Source organism: Xanthobacter nonsaccharivorans, assembly GCF_043194755.2.
In the GTDB taxonomy this organism is placed as follows: Bacteria; Pseudomonadota; Alphaproteobacteria; order Rhizobiales; family Xanthobacteraceae; genus Xanthobacter; species Xanthobacter autotrophicus_G.
Map to the genome: position 1 here is coordinate 4,966,480 of NZ_CM195526.1, position 16,021 is coordinate 4,982,500.

The window sequence follows — 16,021 nt, forward strand, 5'->3', positions numbered from 1 at the left end:
CGACAGGTTGACCCCGGGCTGAGATCGCCCGATGGGCCAAGCACGCGCGCACTCTTCCCGGCTGCCCATTCTGTGGGGCAGTCCGTGCCTACCGCTGTTCGATGACGATAATACTTCCATGCCGCAGCGCCGAATGGTTTTTGCGACGCAAACAGCCCCACCTTGCGCAGGTGGCCGAGCGGGACCTTCGGGACGCCTTCAGACGGGGGCGAGCCAGGTGTCCAGGAAGGCGTCCAGCCAGCGGCAGACGGCCTCGTCGTGACGGCTGAAGCCGGTGAGGTGCGCCTCGGCCGGCTGGGCGCCGGGGCGGGTGAGCATGTGGGCGCCACGCACGGTCCAGGCCGCCATCATCTCCCGCGTCACCTCGGGATGGAACTGCAGCCCGTAGGCATTCTGCCCGTAGCGGAAGGCCTGGTTGGGGAAGGCCTCCCCGGTGGCCAGGAGCTCCGCGCCGCGGGGCACCTCGAAGCCTTCCGAATGCCAGTGGTAGACATGGCCTGGCCAGGGCATCAGCGCCTCGCCCGCCGCGGTCGCCCGGAGCGGGTAGTAGCCGATCTCGCACATCCCCTCCGCATGGGTGGCCACCGCGGCGCCGAGCGCCCGCGCCATGAGCTGGGCACCGAGGCAGATGCCCAGCGCCGGCACATGGTCCGTGAGCGCGCGCTCCAGGAGCAGCGTCTCTTCCTTGATGAAGGGGTTGGGGTCGTTGGCGCTCATGGGCCCGCCGAACACCACGACGCCGCAGTGGCGGTCGAGCGTCTCGGGCAGGGGTTCGTCGAGGGAGGGGCGGCGCACGTCGAGCACATAGCCGCGGCGCTGGAGGCGCTCGCCGATGCGCCCGGGCGTCGACCGCGCCTGGTGCAGAACCACCAGCACCGTCCCCGAGGGCGCAGCCAAGCCTTCCGCCGTCTCGACGCTGCAGCGGGCCAGGCCCTCGCCGTCCGACCTACTCCTGTCGCTCACCGCCCGTTTCCGTCTCCTCTCGGACCTCGCGCCGGATGCGGATGCGATCGCGCGAGCCCACGTTCAACAGCTCGGCCGCGCGCCAAACCAGATTGTCCTCGAACTCGCTCAGGCCCCCATCGGCATAAGCGACCTCGAACATCATCTCCACGATCCGGAGGCGGCCCTCGTCGTCCAGCGCGCGATTGAGCACGCTGGTGAAGGCATAAAGATCCACTGCTTCGGCATCCTTGGCAATGGCAAGCTCCACCAGCGCCTCGCCTTCCTGCGCATCGAGGCCGAAGCGGGTGGCGAGGATGTCCTTGAGCACGATGCGCTCATCGTCGGTCACGGCACCGTCGATGGACATCACATGCACCAGAAGCGCAGCCGCGGCGAGGCGGTAGTCGTTCTCGTCGAACGCCTGCGCCTCCCGGCTGCCCCCGGTGATGTCGGAGATGAAGTCGGACAGGGTGCGGAACATGCGCCTTAAATCCTCGGCTCGGGGCTGTTCCGCCTGTGCCATGCCACTCCGCCGCGTGCAAGGCCCCCGCCGCCACCAGTCTTTTTCCCGCGCCGCCGGGAAAACCTCAGGGAGGCGAATGACCTGCTGATGGATCACTCGGGCACCATCGTCGCCGCCGTGATCGACCTGGGCGGCCTCCTCGGCATCGGCGAGAAGCGGGGCCGTTTCGTTCGCCTCCGTGGAGGTGATGCGCGACGGCAAGGGCGAGCTGAAGGTCGCCTCCACCTTCGCCAGGCCAGGACACCACCCCGGCACCACGGGCAGCATCGGCCCCCGCCCCGCGGCCACGTCTCCGGCGGCCGCCCGCCAGCCCGGATGGCAGGTCGAGTCTGCACGCCATGCGTGCATAAGAGCAACGGGGCGGGAGCAAGGGCTTTCGCCCTGTGCGCATCTGCAATCATGACGCGAAGGTTGAACCCGGCGGCCTGGAAAGGGCATGGTGTGCCCCCGGTGGCGCAGGAGCAAGGATGGAGCAGTCCAGTCGGGGTCTGGCCGGCCCCTTCCTAGAGATCATTTCCCGGCAGCGGCCGCTCGGCTGGCGGCTGGGCTTCGCTGCGATAGTGGTTGCCGTCGCGATTCTGCTGCGCACCACCGTGGCCCTGTCGCAGCCGGACCTCGCGCCCTTCATGGTCCATATCGGCGCCATCTTCACGGCGACGCTGGTGTGCGGGGGACGCATCGGCCTCGGCGTGGCCGCGGTGCTGATTGCCGGTGAAGCCGGGCTCGCGGTCCTGAGCCACGGGGAAAAGGCCAACCCCCTCGCCGCCGGCCCGGCCCGCTCGACCCTCGTCTCATTCGGCGTCAGCGGTTTCGTCGCGCTCGTCATGGGCATCACCCTCGGCGCCGGGCTGCGGCGGCTGGAGGCCGCGCGCGGCCGGCTGGCCGCGGCGGTGGCCCAGCAGGACGTGACGGTGGCGACCCTCGAGGCGCTGCTCGACCACGCGCCCGTGGGCTTCGCCTTCTTCGACCGCCAGCTGCGCTTCGTGCGCGTGAACGAGATGCTGGCGCGGATGGACGGCATCCCCGTTTCCTCCCATCCCGGCCGCTCCCTCACCGATCTCCTGCCCCAACTCTCCGAGGCGCTCACGCCCGGCATCGCCCGGGTGGTCCAGACCGGCGGCGTCATCGCCGGCGTGGAGGTGGAGGGCGCGACCCCCGCTGCCCCCGCCGTGTGGCGGCATTTTCTGGCGAGCTATTTCCCCGTGCGCACGCAGGGCCCTGGCGGCGACGGCCCGGGCGCGGTCCCGGACATCGGCCTCGTCGGCATGATCGTGGTGGAGATCACCGAGCGGAAGAAGGCGGAGCGCGACATCGCCGAGAGCGAACGCCGCTACCGCCTGCTGGCCGAGGCCCTGCCCAAGATGGTGTGGACCAGCACCCCCGACGGCACCGGAGACTATTACAATCGCCACTGGACGGAGTTCACCGGCGACCGCGCGGGCCGCGAATGGCATGCCTTCCTGCATCCGGACGATCTGCGGCCGGCGACGGAGGCGTGGCAGGCCTCCCTCTCCAGCGGTAATCCCTTCACCCGCGAGTGCCGGCTGCGGGCCGCCGATGGCAGCTACCGGTGGTTCCTGTGCCGCGCCCTGCCGGTGCGCGACGAGACGGGACGCATCGACCGCTGGTACGGCAGCTGCACCGACATTTCCGAGATCGTTGCCGCCCGCGAGGCCCTCGCCCGCACCAACGAGGACCTGGAACGCCTCGCCGCCGCCCGCACCACCGAGCTTGCCCGCGCCAACGAGCGCCTCAAGCAGGAGATGGCGGACCGCCTGAAGGCCGAGGCGCAGCTGCGGCAGGCGCAGAAGATGGAGGCCGTCGGCCAGCTCACCGGCGGCATCGCCCACGATTTCAACAACCTGCTCACGGTGATCATCGGTAATCTGGAGGCCGCGGAGCGGCGCGTCGCCCCCGAGGCGACCGAGATCCGCCGCTTCCTCGACTATGGCCGGCAGGGAGCGCTGCGCGCGGCGACGCTCACCCAGCGCCTGCTCGCCTTCTCCCGCCGCCAGCCCCTCGACCCCCGCCCCACCGACGTGAACCGCCTGGTTCTTGCCATGTCGCAGATGCTGCGCAGCGCGCTCGGCGAGCGGATGAACGTGGAGACCCGGCTCGCCGACGCCTTGTGGCGGACGGAGATCGACCACAACCAGCTGGAGAATGCCATCCTCAACCTCGCGGTGAACGCCCGGGACGCCATGCCCGCCGGCGGCACCCTCACCATCGAGACCGCCAACGCCTACCTCGACGAAGCCTATTGCGCCGAGCATGAGGACATCGCGCCCGGGCATTATGTGGCGGTGAGCGTCAGCGACACCGGCATCGGCATGACCCAGGACGTGCGCGCCCGCGCCTTCGAGCCCTTCTTCACAACCAAGGGCCCCCGCGACGGCACCGGTCTCGGCCTGAGCCAGGTCTATGGCTTCGTGAAGCAGTCCGGCGGGCATGTGATGATCTACAGCGCCCGCGGCGAGGGCACGACCGTGAAGCTCTATCTGCGCCGTCTCGTGGAAACCGGGCTGGCGGAGAACACGCCGCCCCGGCCGGCGCGCAAGGGGGCAGGCGCCACGGCCAGCGTGATGGTGGTGGAGGACGACCCCCAGCTGCGCGCCCTTTCCGTCTCCATCCTGCGCGAGGCCGGCCACGATGTGATCGAGGCCAAGGATGCCGCCGGCGCGCTCGGCCGTCTCGACGACGGCGCGCGGCCGGACCTCCTGTTCACCGACGTGCGTCTGGGCGAAGGCATGGACGGCACCGCGCTGGCGGAGGAGGTACGCCGGCGCCTGGCCAATATCCGGGTGCTATTCACCACCGCTTATGCGAAAAATGCGCGGGCCCTGGCCGGACGGTCGGGCCCTCAGGATCGCTTGCTGGCAAAGCCATTCAGCCAGGCGGAGCTTGTGGGGAAGGTGAAGGATATCCTGGACGAGCCGGCGAAGCGGGGCGTGGTCCTGCTGGTGGAGGACGAGCCCTTCGTGGCGCTCGTCGCCCGGCAGATCCTGGAGGACCACGGCTTCGAGGTCATCGTCGCCTCCCACGGGCAGGCGGCGCTGGAGCATGCGCGGGGGCCGGCGGCCCCCGGCATCGTGCTGGCGGTGGTGGACGTGGGCCTGCCGGACATGCGCGGCGACGACGTGGTCCGCGCCCTCGCCGGCATCCGCCCCGACCTGCCGGTGATCATCGCCACCGGCTACGGCACCAGCGAGCTGGAGGGCGAGTTCGGCGCCTCGGCCCGCATCGCGCTCATGGGCAAGCCCTATGATGGCGCAACCCTGCGGGAGGGCCTGCGCCGCCTCGGGTTCGAGGTGTCGGAGGAATAGGGCGCCGGCTCAGCGGCGCAGCAGGATCTGCCCCAGGATCACGCCGACCCCGGCGGCAATGGCGCAGGCGGTGATGGGCTGCTCGCGGATGGTTTCGCGCAGGGTCTGGTACTGCCCTTCCGCCCAGTCGGTCACGTCGCCGGCGGCCGCCTCGGCCTCGCCGGTGGCGCCCTTCACTCCGTTGCGGGCGGTCTTGCCGAGGGTGTCGAGGAGGCGGGCGAAGTCCGCCCGGAGCTGGTCGAGATCCTCACGCACGTCGGTGAGGCTCGGGTCCACGGCGGGCTTTGCGGCTTCGGACTTCTCGGCCATTTTCAAATGTCTCCGGGCAACGGTCATGGATTGGCAGCGGCGGTGCGGGGGGCGGGCGTGCCCTCGGGCAGGGCCCGCGCCTCGTGGAAGAACAGCGCCTGGGCGATGGTGGCCTTCACCGTCTCGGTGAGGAACGGCTTGGTGATGAGATAGGTGGGCTCCGGCCGCTCGCCGGTGAGCAGGCGGTCGGGGAAGGCGGTGATGAAGATCACCGGGACGTTGAAGCTCTCCAGGATCTCGGTGACCGCCTCGATGCCCGAGGAGCCGTCGGCGAGCTGGATATCGGCGAGCACGAGGCCGAAATTGCCGGCCCGGGCCAGTTCCACCGCCTTGGAATGGGTAGGCGCGACGCCGATCACCTCGTGGCCGAGCTCGGCCACCAGGGTCTTCAGGTCGAGGGCGATCACCCATTCGTCCTCGATGATGAGGACCCGGGTGGCGATCTGCCGGTCGATCTCACGCTGGGCGGCGACGACCTGCGCCTCCACCTCCGAGACCGTGGTGCCGAGGATGTTGGCGGCCTCCGCGAAGGAGAAGCCTTCCATGGCCGTGAGCAGCAGCGCCACGCGCGAGGCGGGGTCGATGGCCTGCAGCCGCGCATCGGCGCGCGAGGCGGCGGCGCCAGCTCCGCCACGGGGGCTCCACACCTCGTGAAACGCCTTGTAGAGGGCGACGCGGGGCGACACGGAGGCGTCCACGGCAACCTTTCCGTCAAGGACGGCCTTCAGGGTGTTCTGCACCAGCAGATCGCCTGCCGCCTGCGACCCGACCAGCGCCCTCGCATAGCGGCGCAGGAACGGAAGCTGCTTGACGAGCGAAGTCTGGGCCATGCGGTATCCCTTGGAAGCTGCTCTAAATACCAGATGCGGGCGCCACGCTGTCTAACGCCAACGTTGGGGTTAAGTTCCCGCACGGCGTGGAACCCGTTGCGGCGCGACGCATTATAGTGCGTGCGGCGGACACTTGCAGCCGCCACCTTGCAGCCGGACTTTGCAGCCGCACCAGGCAGGAGTCGGCCGGGCTTCACCGCTCACATTCAATCGCCTCTCGCGGTTCGATGTGATCTGATCCGGCTCAGGCGGAGTGATCATGGACTTGAGGAAGGCGGCGGCGGCAAGGGCACGCAACAAGGAGCGAAGCGCGATCTTCGCCTCCGTTGCGGGACAGCCGCGTACCCTCTTCGACAGCGTCCGCCGGCGGCTGGTGCTGGTGGTGCTGCTGGCCATGGCGCCCATCGCCGCCCTCAACATCATCCAGGGGGTGATGCAGCTGAACGGGGCGGAGGAAGAGGCGCGCCAGCATCTCGTCCAGCGCGCCCTCGGCGCGGCGGCCACCCAGGAGAGCGTGTTCGCCTCCGCAGAGAACGTGCTGTACGCCCTGCGCAACGTGGAGGACGTCTACAATAGCGGGCCGTCGTGCCAGGCGACCCTGCGCGGCGCCACCGTGAGCCTGCCCTTCGTCGCCAACATCAGCGTGCTTGATCCATCCGGCCGCGTGCTGTGCGCGGCCATCGAGTCGTCCGACCGCGATGTGGGCGACGAGGCCTGGTGGCAGGGCGCCATCCGCAACCCCGGCTTCAGCCTCACCGGACGGGTGGAGAGCTCCGCCGCCCGGGCCCAGGTGCTGGTGGGCATCTTGCCCCTGCGCACCGCGTCCGGGCAATTGGAAGGGGCGCTCGCCATCGGCATCGACACCCGCTGGCTCGACAACCTGCTGCGCCAGCAGACGCCCCCCTCCATCGGAGTCGCCACCCTGTTCTCGGCCGCCGGTGAAGAGCTCGCCACCAATTCTCATGGCGCGAGCGCGGCGCTGTTCGATCCGGCGCGGGTGCTCGGAAGCGGCGATAGCGCCGGTGCCCGCACGGGCCTGCGCGAAAGCCGCGACCAGGCGGGGGGGAGCTGGACCTTCGCCACCGCGCGGCTCGAACGCCAGAAGCTCACCATGGCCTTCGCCATGCCGTCCGACCGCCTGTTCGGCTGGACCTTCCTCGCCATCACCGCCAGCCTGGCGCTGCCGGCGGTGATCATGGCGCTGTCGCTCGTGGTGCTCTGGGTAGCGGTGGACCGCATGATCCTGCGCTGGCTGCTCTATCTGCGGCGCGTCACCGCGGTCTACGCCCAGGGGCACTACGGCTTCCGGCCGAGCCGGCTCGATGCCGCGCCGAGCGAGTTCCGCATTCTCGGCCATGCGGTGGAGAACATGGCCTTCGCCGTGCGCCAGCGGGACGCCCGGCTGCGGGAAGGCCTTGCCGAGAAGACCGCCTTGGTGCGGGAGATCCACCACCGCATTAAGAACAGCCTGCAGGTGGTGGTCAGCCTGCTCAGCCTGTACGGGAGCGGCATCGGCCGCGGGGAAAACCGGCGCCGGTTCGAGCAGCTGCGCACCCGCGTCAACACCCTCGCCCTAGTCCACCGCATCCTCTACGAGGCCAGCGACGGATCTCAGGTTCGCCTGCGCGAGCTGCTGCGCGAGCTCGCCTCGCTTCTCGAGGGCAGCACGGACAGCAGCGCCCGCATCGCGGTGGAGGCCGAGGATCTCAACCTGCCCACGGACATGGCCGTGCCGCTCGCCCTGATGGTGGTGGAGCTGGTGCTCTCCCTGGCGCCGCGGACGGGTGCCAGCCCGGCGCAGATGGTGCTCAGGGGCGGGACGGTGGGGGCATGCCTGCGCCTCACCGTGCGCAGCGTCGGCGAGAACCAGGACGAGCCGGCGGAACAGGCCAGCCTGGCCGGCGGCTTCGCGACCCAGCTCGGCGGCGGCCTCAAGCGCAGCATCGAGGCGGACGGCGCCGTCGTCGTCACCGGGGACTTCCCCTGCCGCCCCCGTCCGGCGGAAGACCCGTATTAAGCGGAAATTTACCCTGCGCCGAATCCACGCCCGTCCGGAAAAGCGCCCCGGGTACAATGCACTAGGCCCGCGGACACGGCCCCCTGCGCCCCGTTTGGCCCCATTTCCTGCGCTGCCAAGCCACCTCAACCGGAACCGGACGGCGTCTGCTTCGTTCTTCCTTGAGACGAACGCCGCGATGCGTTTCCAGATCGGAGGAGCACAGCACATGGACAAGGCTCGATCCAAGGGCGCCTCCCAGCGCGGATTTGCGGCGATGGACGCCGAAAAGCAGCGCGCCATCGCGCGCAAGGGCGGGGAGAGCGTGCCTGCGGAGAAGCGGAGCTTCTTCCAGAACCGTGCCCTTGCCGCGGAAGCCGGCCGGAAGGGCGGACAGAGCGTCGCGGATGAACATCGCAGCTTCTCGCGCGACCGCACCCTGGCCTCCCAGGCGGGCCAGAAGGGGGGACAGAAGAGCGGCCAGTCCGGTGGCGCCCAGAACTCCGGCGACGGCGCGTGAGGCAGGATCCGCCTCCGGCGGCGGGTTGAGCATCGGCACCCGCGCAATCGTTACACGACAAAAGCTCGGTGTCGCCTATGCTGGATGGTGCGAAGGAAGCGGAGGGGAGAACCCGCTGTTTCCGCGCATTCCACAGTGGAGAGCCGCGTGAGCGGCGCGCTGTCGGAGAGCGGCGCCCGACATCCATTTCCTGCCGAAAGTAGGGGTACGATGGATTCGACAGGGGAGCCCCACAGGGACGGCCAGAGCGATCCGCCCGCCCGGGAGCAGCGGCGGGAGATGGACGCCGACAACCTGCGTCATCAGGTTCTGGAGTTTCTTCCGGCGCTGCGGGCTTTCGCGCGCTCGCTGACACGCAACCGCACCGAGGCCGATGACCTTGTGCAGGAGACGCTGCTCAAGGCGCTGTCGAACATCGACAAGTTCGACCCCGGCACCAACCTCAGGGCGTGGCTGTTCACCATTCTGCGCAACACCTATTACACCGAGATCCGCAAGCGCCGCCGCGAGAGCGACGGCATCTCGGCGCTGTCGCACCAGGACACCAACATCGGCCCGAGCCAGGAATGGTCCGCCACCCTCAGCTCGCTCAAGGACGCCCTGTCCCACCTGCCCGACGACCAGCGCGAGGCGCTGGTGCTGGTGGGCGCGGCCGGCCTCTCCTACGAGGAAGCGGCGGAGGTGTGCGGCTGCGCGCTGGGCACCATCAAGAGCCGGGTGAACCGCGCGCGCAACAAGCTGCTCGCCCTGATGGGCGCGGACGAGACCGCCGACGTGGTGGCGAGCGACGCGGTCACCCTTTCCGCCGCACGCAGCTGATCCGGTCCGTCCCGGTCAGCCCGGCTCCCATCCGGAGGGCGCCAGCTCGAAGCCGGCGAAATCGAAGGCGGGCGCCACCGTGCAGCCCACCAGCGTCCACGCCCCGAGGCTCTCGGCCGCCTGCCAGGCGTGGGGCGGGACAATGCCCTGCGGACGCGCCCCGCCACGCAGGTCAGGGCCCAGCAGCACGTCGCGGCGCTCGCGTCCCTCGGCGATGGAGAGCCGCAGCGGGGCGCCGGCATGCCAGTGCCAGACCTCCGCGGCATCCACCCGGTGCCAATGGGACCGCTCGCCCGCCCGCAGCAAGAAATAGATGGCGGTGGAGGCGCCGCGCGCCGTGCCGTCGCCATCGCGGAAGGTCTCGCGGAAATGCCCGCCTTCCGGATGTGGCATGAGGCCGAGGAGCGCGATGATCTCCTCGGGCGTCACCGGATCGGGATCGCGGCCGGACACGCCCGTCAGCCCTTGAAGCTGCTTTTGCGCTCGCGCAGCTCGGTGAAGACCGCCGCCGGATCGGCGCCGGCAAGGCCCAGGCGCTCCGCCATGGCCGGATCGTCCGCGCGCAGGAAGGGATTGGCGAGGATCTCGTCGGCGAGCCGGGAGGGGATGGTGGGCAGCCCCTCCGCCCTCCTGGCCTCGGCCTCGGCGAACATGCGGGCGAGGTCGGCGTTGTCGGGGTCGACGCTCAGGGCGAACCGGGCGTTGGAGAGGGTGTATTCGTGGCCGCTGAACACCCTGAGCGTCTCCGGCAGGCCGCGCAGGCGCAGCAGGGACGCCCAGAGCACCGGCGGATCACACTCGAACGGCCGGCCGCAGCCGAGGGTGAAGAGCGTGTCGCCGGAGAACAGCAGGTCCTCCCCTTCAAACAGATAGGAGACGTGGCCCTTGGTATGGCCGGGCGTTTCCAGCACCCGGCCGACGAGGGAGCCCACGGCGACGGGGTCGCCATCCACCACCGCCACGTCGAGGCCGGGGATCTCCGCCGCCTCGGCCTTGGGGCCGACCACGGTGGCGCCGTAGCGCGCCTTCACGGCGGGGATGCCCTGGGTGTGGTCGGCGTGGTGATGGGTGATGAGGATGTGGGTCGGCGTCCAGCCCTCCTTCTCGAGGGCTTCGATCACCGGCGTCGCTTCCGGCACGTCCACGACGGCGGTGGCGTCCGTGACATCGTCGTGCAGGAGCACCGCGTAATTGTCGCTGAGGCAGGGAACGAGGCGAATTTCGGCCGGCACGGTCTCATTCTCCGGATTCGGGGGCGAAGGGACGGAAGGCGGAGCCTGCGCCAGGAGCCGATTGGGCTCCACCGGTGACCGGACGGCGCAGATATTGCGGACCCGGCACGCATGATCCTCTATTAGGACGAGAAGCGGAAGAGCAGTCCGCCCGGCAGGGCGGTGGACTGCGCGCATGGGGCGCAGCCGGAGAGCGATCCGGGATGAGAGGATCCATGTTTCTGGACGTTGTCGACCTGCGCAATTTCTACGCCCTGCCCATCGGCATCATGACGCGGCGCCTGCTGGGGCGGGCCATCCGGGCGCGGTTCGACAATGTGACCGGCATGCGCGTGCTCGGCCTCGGCTATGCCACGCCCTATCTCGGCGTGTTCCGCGAGGAGGCGGAGCGCTGCATCGCCGTGATGCCGGCGGCACAGGGCGTGGTGCGCTGGCCTTCGGCCGCTCCCACCCTCGCCACCCTTGCCGACGAGACCCTTCTGCCGCTGCCCACCGCCAGCATGGACCGGGTGGTGGCGGTGCACGCTTTGGAAATGACCCCCAACGCCGCGGAGATGCTGAGCGAGGTGTGGCGCGTGCTCGCGCCCGGCGGACGGCTGCTGGCGGTGGTGCCGAACCGGCGGGGCGTCTGGGCGCGGCTCGACACCACCCCTTTCGGCAACGGCCGGCCCTTCTCCCGCGGGCAGGTGGTGACGCTGCTGCGCGAGGCCCTGTTCACCCCCGTGGGCTGGGACGAAGCGCTCTATGCCCCGCCGAGCCGCTGGTTCCTGCGCACCGCGGTGGCGTGGGAGCGCGTCGGCGCGCGCCTCTCGCTGCCCTTCTCCGGCGTGCTGGTGGTGGAGGCGACGAAGCAGCTCTATCGCCCGGTCCCGGTGCGCAAGCCGCGCCTCGCCCCGGTGCTGGAGCCGGCGCTGGAAGGCCGGCTCGTGGGTGGCGCCGCCCCGGCGGGACGCGTTACTTCTTTCGGTTGAGCAGGAACACCGCCTGCTCGCCGAGCAGGTTCCACACCCACCAGGGCATGTTCACCCGCACCCGATGGCCGGAGCTGTCGAGCGCCACCGCCTTCTCGATGCGCGCATCCAGCAGCTCCACCAGGGCCACGAAATCGCGGATGGTGCAGAAGTGGATGTTGGGCGTCTCGTACCAGGCGATGGGCATGTTGTCCGTCACCGGCATGCGGCCGTAGATCATCAGGTCGAGGCGCGAGCGCCAGTGCCCGAAATTGGGGAAGGAGACGATGGCCTTGCGGCCGATGCGCAGCATCTGCTCCAGCACCCAGCGGGGCCGGCGGGTGGCCTGCAGCGTCTGCGACAGGATCACGTAGTCGAAGGCATCGTCGGGATAATGGGCAAGGTCCACGTCGGCGTCGCCCTGGACCACCGCGAGGCCACGCGCCACGCCCGCATTCACCCCTTCCCGCGACAGCTCGATGCCACGGGCATCGCAGCCGCGGGTGGTGGCGAGCAAGTCCAGAAGCTCGCCCTCGCCCGAGCCCACGTCGAGCACGCGGGAGCCGGGCGCCACCATCTCGGCCACCACCACGAGGTCGACGCGGCCGCCCTGCTGGCGCACCACGCCTTCGTCCAGAACCGGTTCACGCGAGGACATGGGTCAGTCTTTCCGGGCCGGCGGCAGGCCGAAGGCCCGCGCGGCGCTGTCGAGGAAGCCGCGGGCGATGGCGAACAGCTCCGGCTCATGAAGCAGGAAGGCGTCGTGGCCCTTGTCGCTCTCGATCTCGGTGAAGGACACGCTCGCGCCGGAGGCATTGAGCGCGTGCACGATGGTGCGCGCCTCCTCCGTCGGGAACAGCCAGTCGGAGGTGAAGGAGGCCAAGCAGAAGCGCGTCTTGGAGCCGCGGAAGGCATTGGCCAGCGCCCCGCCGTAATCGGCAGCGAGGTCGAAATAGTCCATGGCGCGCGTCACGTAGAGATAGGAATTGGGATCGAAGCGCTGCACGAACGATTCGCCCTGGTGGCGCAGATAGCTCTCCACCTGGAAGTCGGCATCGAAGCCGAAGGTGGGCATGTCCCGGTTCTGCAGCCGGCGGCCGAACTTGCGGTGCAGGGACTGGTCCGACATGTAGGTGATGTGCGCCGCCATGCGCGCCACCGCGAGGCCGCGGTTGGGCGTGACCCCTTCGGCGAGATAGCGCCCGCCGCGCCAGTCCGGATCGGCCATCACCGCCTGCCGCCCCACCTCGTGGAAGGCGATGTTCTGCGCCGAATGGCGCGCGCCGGTGGCGATGGGAAGCGCGGCGAAGACGCGCTCGGGATAGCTCGCCGCCCATTGCAGCACCTGCATGCCCCCCATGGAGCCGCCGGCCACGCACAACAGCTGGTCGATGCCCAGATGATCGAGCAGCATGGCCTGCGCATTCACCATGTCGCGGATGGTGACGAGCGGCATGTCGAGCCCGTAGGGCTGCCCGCTGACGGGGCTGGAGGAGGCCGGCCCGGTGGTCCCCATGCAGCCGCCCAGGACATTGGAGCAGATGACGTAGAAGCGCTCCGTGTCGATGGGCTTGCCGGGCCCCACCATGGTGTCCCACCAGCCCGGCTTGCCGGTGACGGGATTGAGGCTCGCCGCATGCTGGTCGCCGGTGAGGGCGTGGCAGAGCAGGATGGCGTTGGAGCGCGCGGCGTTGGGCTCGCCATAGGTCTGGTAAGCGATCTGCAGGTGCGGCAGCTCCACCCCCGCGTCGAGCTTCAGCGGAGCTTTGGCGCCGAAGCGCGCCACGGGGGAATGCGGATCGTCCGCCTCGCGCCGCGCCGGAGCGGCAGATGGGGCAGCAGCCTGTGCGGCCGAGAGGGCGACGTCCGTCTCAACGGAAGATGTCATGCCGGAACCAAGCGACGGGCGTGCGGCCCTGTCAAGCGGCGGCGAAGGCGGGATCGCACACGGATGCGGTACCTTCGCAAAATTGTAAGCCGGCACGTGGATAAGTAGCGTCGCCACGGCCGGCGGGGCCCGCGCACATCCGCGCACATCCGCGCGCGGGGTGGCAGGGGCCATGCTTTGGCCCGTGTGGGGGGATGAGATGAAGGATCCCGTTCAGAAGTCCATCGGCTACCGGCTGACGCATACGGCGCGCCTGCAGAAGGCGCTGTCCGCCCGCTTGCTCGCCAATCTGGGCCTGTTCCCGGGACAGGAGGCGGTCATCAAGCTCTTGTGCGAGGAAGACGGGCGCACCATGGGTGATCTCGCCGGCGCGCTGCGGGTCCGCCCGCCCACCGCCTCCAAGACCATCGCCCGGCTGACCACCCAGGGCCTGGTGGAGCGCCGCGCCACCGATGGCGACGGACGCCTCGTGCGCGTCTTCCTCTCCGAGGCGGGCCGCGAGCGCGGCGCATCCATCGACGCGGTCTGGGAACAGCTCGAATCGGAGATGGTGGCGGGGCTCGACAACAAGGAGAAGAAGCGTCTGCGCAAGCTGCTGCGCAAGGTGGAGAAGAACCTCGCCCTGCGCCTCGGCGCGGACGGCGGCATGGACGACGAGGCCGAGTCGGCGGACGACGACGAGGAGGCGTGAGCCTCCCCCGGCGGACGCCCTGTCAGGGCCGGCCGCCGGAAACGCATGGACGGGCGCGAAGGCATGCATCTCGCGCCACTTCCCCTCCCCCCGTCGGGACGCTAAGACAGTTTCAAACGATTAAGCCCAGGCTCGAATGCAGCCTTGATGCTGAAGGAGCCGGCCAAGCCGGCCGGACGGGAGGACCATGCCCAACGCCATCGATCTTCAGAACCGCTTCGCCATCGTCACCGGCGGAGCGCAGGGTATCGGCCGCGCCGTGGTGGAGCGCTTCCTTGCCTCCGGCGCGCAGGTGGCCATCCTCGATCGCGACGCCGACCTCGCCGCGCGCACCGCCGATGCGCTGGGGCGCGACAAGGTGCTGCCGGTGGCGGTGGACGTGACGCGGCGCGCCGATGTGGAGCGCGCGGTCGCGGAAGCACATGCCGCCTTCGGGCGCATCGACATCCTGGTCAACAATGCGGGCATCTCCGGCCCCAACATGAAGCTGTGGGACTATCCCGAGGACGCCTGGCGGCAGGTGATGGCCATCAATCTCGACGGCCCCTTCCTGTGCTGCCGGGCGGTGGTCCCGCACATGATCGCCCAGGGCTACGGGCGCATCGTCAATGTCGCCTCCATCGCCGGCAAGGAGGGCAACCCCAACGCCTCGGCCTATTCGGCCTCCAAGGCGGGGGTGATCGCCCTCACCAAGTCCCTGGGCAAGGAGCTGGCCGAATACGACATCGCCGTGAATTGCGTGACGCCGGCGGCGGCGCGCACGGCCATCTTCGACCAGATGAGCCAGCAGCACATCGACTATATGCTGTCGAAGATCCCGCGCGGGCGATTCGTGTCGGTGGACGAGGTGGCTGCGACCATCGCGTTCGCCGCCTCTGCCGACTGCTCCTTCACCACCGGCGCCGTGTTCGACCTTTCGGGCGGCCGCGCCACCTATTGAGGCTTCGCCATGCGTGCGCCGGAAGGTCCGAAGGGCGCTCAGGCGCACGCCCCCTTCGTCGGCATCGCCCTGATGAGCCTTGCCGTGGTCACGTTCGCGGTGACCGACACCACGGCCAAATGGCTGAGCGGGCATATCAACGTGTTCGTGGTGGTGTGGGCGCGCTATGTCATCCATTTCGCGCTCTCGCTGGTGGTGTTCAACCCCTGGACCGTTCCGGGGCTGATGCGCACCTCGCGGCCGCTGCTGCAGATCGGCCGCTCGGCGCTCCTGTTCCTCACCACGGCGCTCAACTTCACCGCGCTCCAGTTCCTGCAGCTGGACCAGACGGTCTCCATCATGTTCTCGGTGCCCTTCTTCGTGGCGCTGTTCGCCGGGCCGATGCTCGGCGAACAGGTGGGCGCGCGGCGGTGGGTCGCCATCATGGTGGGCTTCAGCGGCATTCTCCTGGTGGTCCGGCCGGGCGCCGGGGGCATCCATCCCGCCGCCATCCTCTGTCTCGGCGCGGCCGCCACCTATGCCCTCTACGCCATCACGACGCGCATGCTGGCCAAGACCGATTCCAGCGCGACGACGCTCTTCTATTCCGCCCTGGTGGGCTCCATCGCCGCCAGCCTGCCGTTGCCCTTCGTCTGGGAAACTCCGCGCGAACCCGTGGTGATCGGCCTGATGCTGGAGCTGGGCGCGGTCGCCGGAGCGGGGCATTTCCTCCTCATCCTCGCCCATGCGCGCGCGCCGGCGGCGACGCTGGCGCCGTTCATCTACACCCAGATCATCAGCATGATCGTGCTGGGCTGGCTGGTGTTCGGCCAGGTGCCCAGCCTGTGGACGCTGGCGGGCGCGAGCATCGTCATCGCTTCCGGCGCCTACCTTCTGGTGATGGAGCGGCGGAACCGAGGGCTGGCCGGGTGATTTGCCGGCGATTTCTCGGTTTCGTCAAGAATCTGCTTATTCTTGATGATCATCGTCCCTATTCGCAGGATCATCATGCCCGCTGCCCGTCTTCTGGTTGTTGAAGGAAACACCGCCGAGGCGCGGGCACGACAGGTGGCAGT

General features: G+C 69.6%; 17 protein-coding genes (1 of these 17 cut by a window edge). 9 read left to right on the forward strand and 8 right to left on the reverse strand.

The features are described from left to right. Nucleotides 1–198: 198 nt before the first annotated feature. Together V5F59_RS22735 and V5F59_RS22740 are read right to left on the reverse strand one after the other, a co-directional pair. The gene (locus V5F59_RS22735) at nt 199–930 is read right to left on the reverse strand and encodes a glutamine amidotransferase (RefSeq protein WP_393981165.1); all 732 of its coding nucleotides are present in this window, start codon (nt 928–930) and stop codon (nt 199–201) included. A gap of 16 nt (nt 931–946) precedes the next feature. Continuing rightward, on the reverse strand, nt 947–1,735 hold the full coding sequence (locus V5F59_RS22740; protein ID WP_393980490.1) for a tellurite resistance TerB family protein: 789 nt from the start codon (nt 1,733–1,735) through the stop codon (nt 947–949). A gap of 200 nt (nt 1,736–1,935) precedes the next feature. On the opposite strand from V5F59_RS22740, the gene V5F59_RS22745 reads away from it, so the two are divergent. After that, nucleotides 1,936–4,791 carry a response regulator gene (locus tag V5F59_RS22745; RefSeq protein ID WP_393980488.1) on the forward strand — a complete coding sequence of 952 codons (2,856 nt, stop codon included), beginning with the start codon at nt 1,936–1,938 and terminating at the stop codon, nt 4,789–4,791. Between the two features lie 9 nt (nt 4,792–4,800). Here V5F59_RS22745 and V5F59_RS22750 read toward each other — a convergent pair whose 3' ends face one another. Then, complete coding sequence (locus tag V5F59_RS22750) at nt 4,801–5,100, reverse strand: hypothetical protein (protein ID WP_393980486.1); 300 nt, start codon at nt 5,098–5,100, stop codon at nt 4,801–4,803. A gap of 23 nt (nt 5,101–5,123) precedes the next feature. Then, on the reverse strand, nt 5,124–5,930 hold the full coding sequence (locus V5F59_RS22755; RefSeq protein ID WP_393980484.1) for a response regulator: 807 nt from the start codon (nt 5,928–5,930) through the stop codon (nt 5,124–5,126). 259 nt (nt 5,931–6,189) lie between these two features. On the opposite strand from V5F59_RS22755, the gene V5F59_RS22760 reads away from it, so the two are divergent. The 3 genes from V5F59_RS22760 (at nt 6,190) to V5F59_RS22770 (ending at nt 9,265) form a co-directional block, all read left to right on the forward strand. Beyond that, entirely contained in the window at nt 6,190–7,947 is a 1,758-nt protein-coding gene (locus V5F59_RS22760; RefSeq protein ID WP_393980482.1) for a sensor histidine kinase, read from the forward strand. A 208-nt stretch (nt 7,948–8,155) separates the two neighbouring features. Then, nucleotides 8,156–8,446 carry a con-10 family general stress protein gene (locus tag V5F59_RS22765; protein ID WP_393980480.1) on the forward strand — a complete coding sequence of 97 codons (291 nt, stop codon included), beginning with the start codon at nt 8,156–8,158 and terminating at the stop codon, nt 8,444–8,446. Nucleotides 8,447–8,725: 279 nt separating this feature from the next. After that, nucleotides 8,726–9,265: a sigma-70 family RNA polymerase sigma factor gene (locus tag V5F59_RS22770; RefSeq protein ID WP_393980478.1), complete on the forward strand. Its 540-nt coding sequence runs from the start codon at nt 8,726–8,728 to the stop codon at nt 9,263–9,265. Between the two features lie 15 nt (nt 9,266–9,280). On the opposite strand, the gene V5F59_RS22775 is transcribed toward V5F59_RS22770, so the two are convergent. Then, nucleotides 9,281–9,658 carry a cupin domain-containing protein gene (locus V5F59_RS22775; protein ID WP_509211238.1) on the reverse strand — a complete coding sequence of 126 codons (378 nt, stop codon included), beginning with the start codon at nt 9,656–9,658 and terminating at the stop codon, nt 9,281–9,283. 65 nt (nt 9,659–9,723) lie between these two features. Continuing rightward, nucleotides 9,724–10,497 carry a hydroxyacylglutathione hydrolase gene (gene gloB, locus V5F59_RS22780; RefSeq protein ID WP_393980474.1) on the reverse strand — a complete coding sequence of 258 codons (774 nt, stop codon included), beginning with the start codon at nt 10,495–10,497 and terminating at the stop codon, nt 9,724–9,726. 215 nt (nt 10,498–10,712) lie between these two features. Between gloB and V5F59_RS22785 the strand changes: the two genes are divergently transcribed. After that, nucleotides 10,713–11,468 (forward strand): class I SAM-dependent methyltransferase, encoded by a 756-nt coding sequence (locus tag V5F59_RS22785; RefSeq protein ID WP_393980472.1) that lies wholly within the window; start codon nt 10,713–10,715, stop codon nt 11,466–11,468. On the opposite strand, the gene metW is transcribed toward V5F59_RS22785, so the two are convergent. Next, entirely contained in the window at nt 11,452–12,105 is a 654-nt protein-coding gene (gene metW, locus V5F59_RS22790) for a methionine biosynthesis protein MetW (protein WP_393980470.1), read from the reverse strand. The two genes, V5F59_RS22785 and metW, sit on opposite strands and share 17 nt — an antisense overlap. A gap of 3 nt (nt 12,106–12,108) precedes the next feature. After that, nucleotides 12,109–13,335 carry a homoserine O-acetyltransferase MetX gene (gene metX / locus V5F59_RS22795; RefSeq protein ID WP_393980468.1) on the reverse strand — a complete coding sequence of 409 codons (1,227 nt, stop codon included), beginning with the start codon at nt 13,333–13,335 and terminating at the stop codon, nt 12,109–12,111. A 199-nt stretch (nt 13,336–13,534) separates the two neighbouring features. Here metX and V5F59_RS22800 point away from each other — a divergent pair, with 199 nt between their 5' ends. The 4 genes from V5F59_RS22800 to V5F59_RS22815 all read left to right on the forward strand — a co-directional run. Next, nucleotides 13,535–14,026: a MarR family winged helix-turn-helix transcriptional regulator gene (locus tag V5F59_RS22800; RefSeq protein ID WP_393980466.1), complete on the forward strand. Its 492-nt coding sequence runs from the start codon at nt 13,535–13,537 to the stop codon at nt 14,024–14,026. Between the two features lie 187 nt (nt 14,027–14,213). Then, nucleotides 14,214–14,966, forward strand: coding sequence for an SDR family NAD(P)-dependent oxidoreductase (locus tag V5F59_RS22805; RefSeq protein ID WP_393980464.1), 753 nt, complete (start codon nt 14,214–14,216; stop codon nt 14,964–14,966). Nucleotides 14,967–14,975: 9 nt separating this feature from the next. After that, the gene (locus V5F59_RS22810; RefSeq protein WP_393980462.1) at nt 14,976–15,878 is read left to right on the forward strand and encodes a DMT family transporter; all 903 of its coding nucleotides are present in this window, start codon (nt 14,976–14,978) and stop codon (nt 15,876–15,878) included. 75 nt (nt 15,879–15,953) lie between these two features. Further along, nucleotides 15,954–16,021: the 5' end (the start) of a type 1 glutamine amidotransferase gene (locus tag V5F59_RS22815; protein WP_393980460.1), read on the forward strand. Its footprint extends 802 nt past the window's final position; the window shows 68 of its 870 coding nt (coding positions 1–68); the start codon lies at nt 15,954–15,956; its stop codon lies off the right edge, out of view.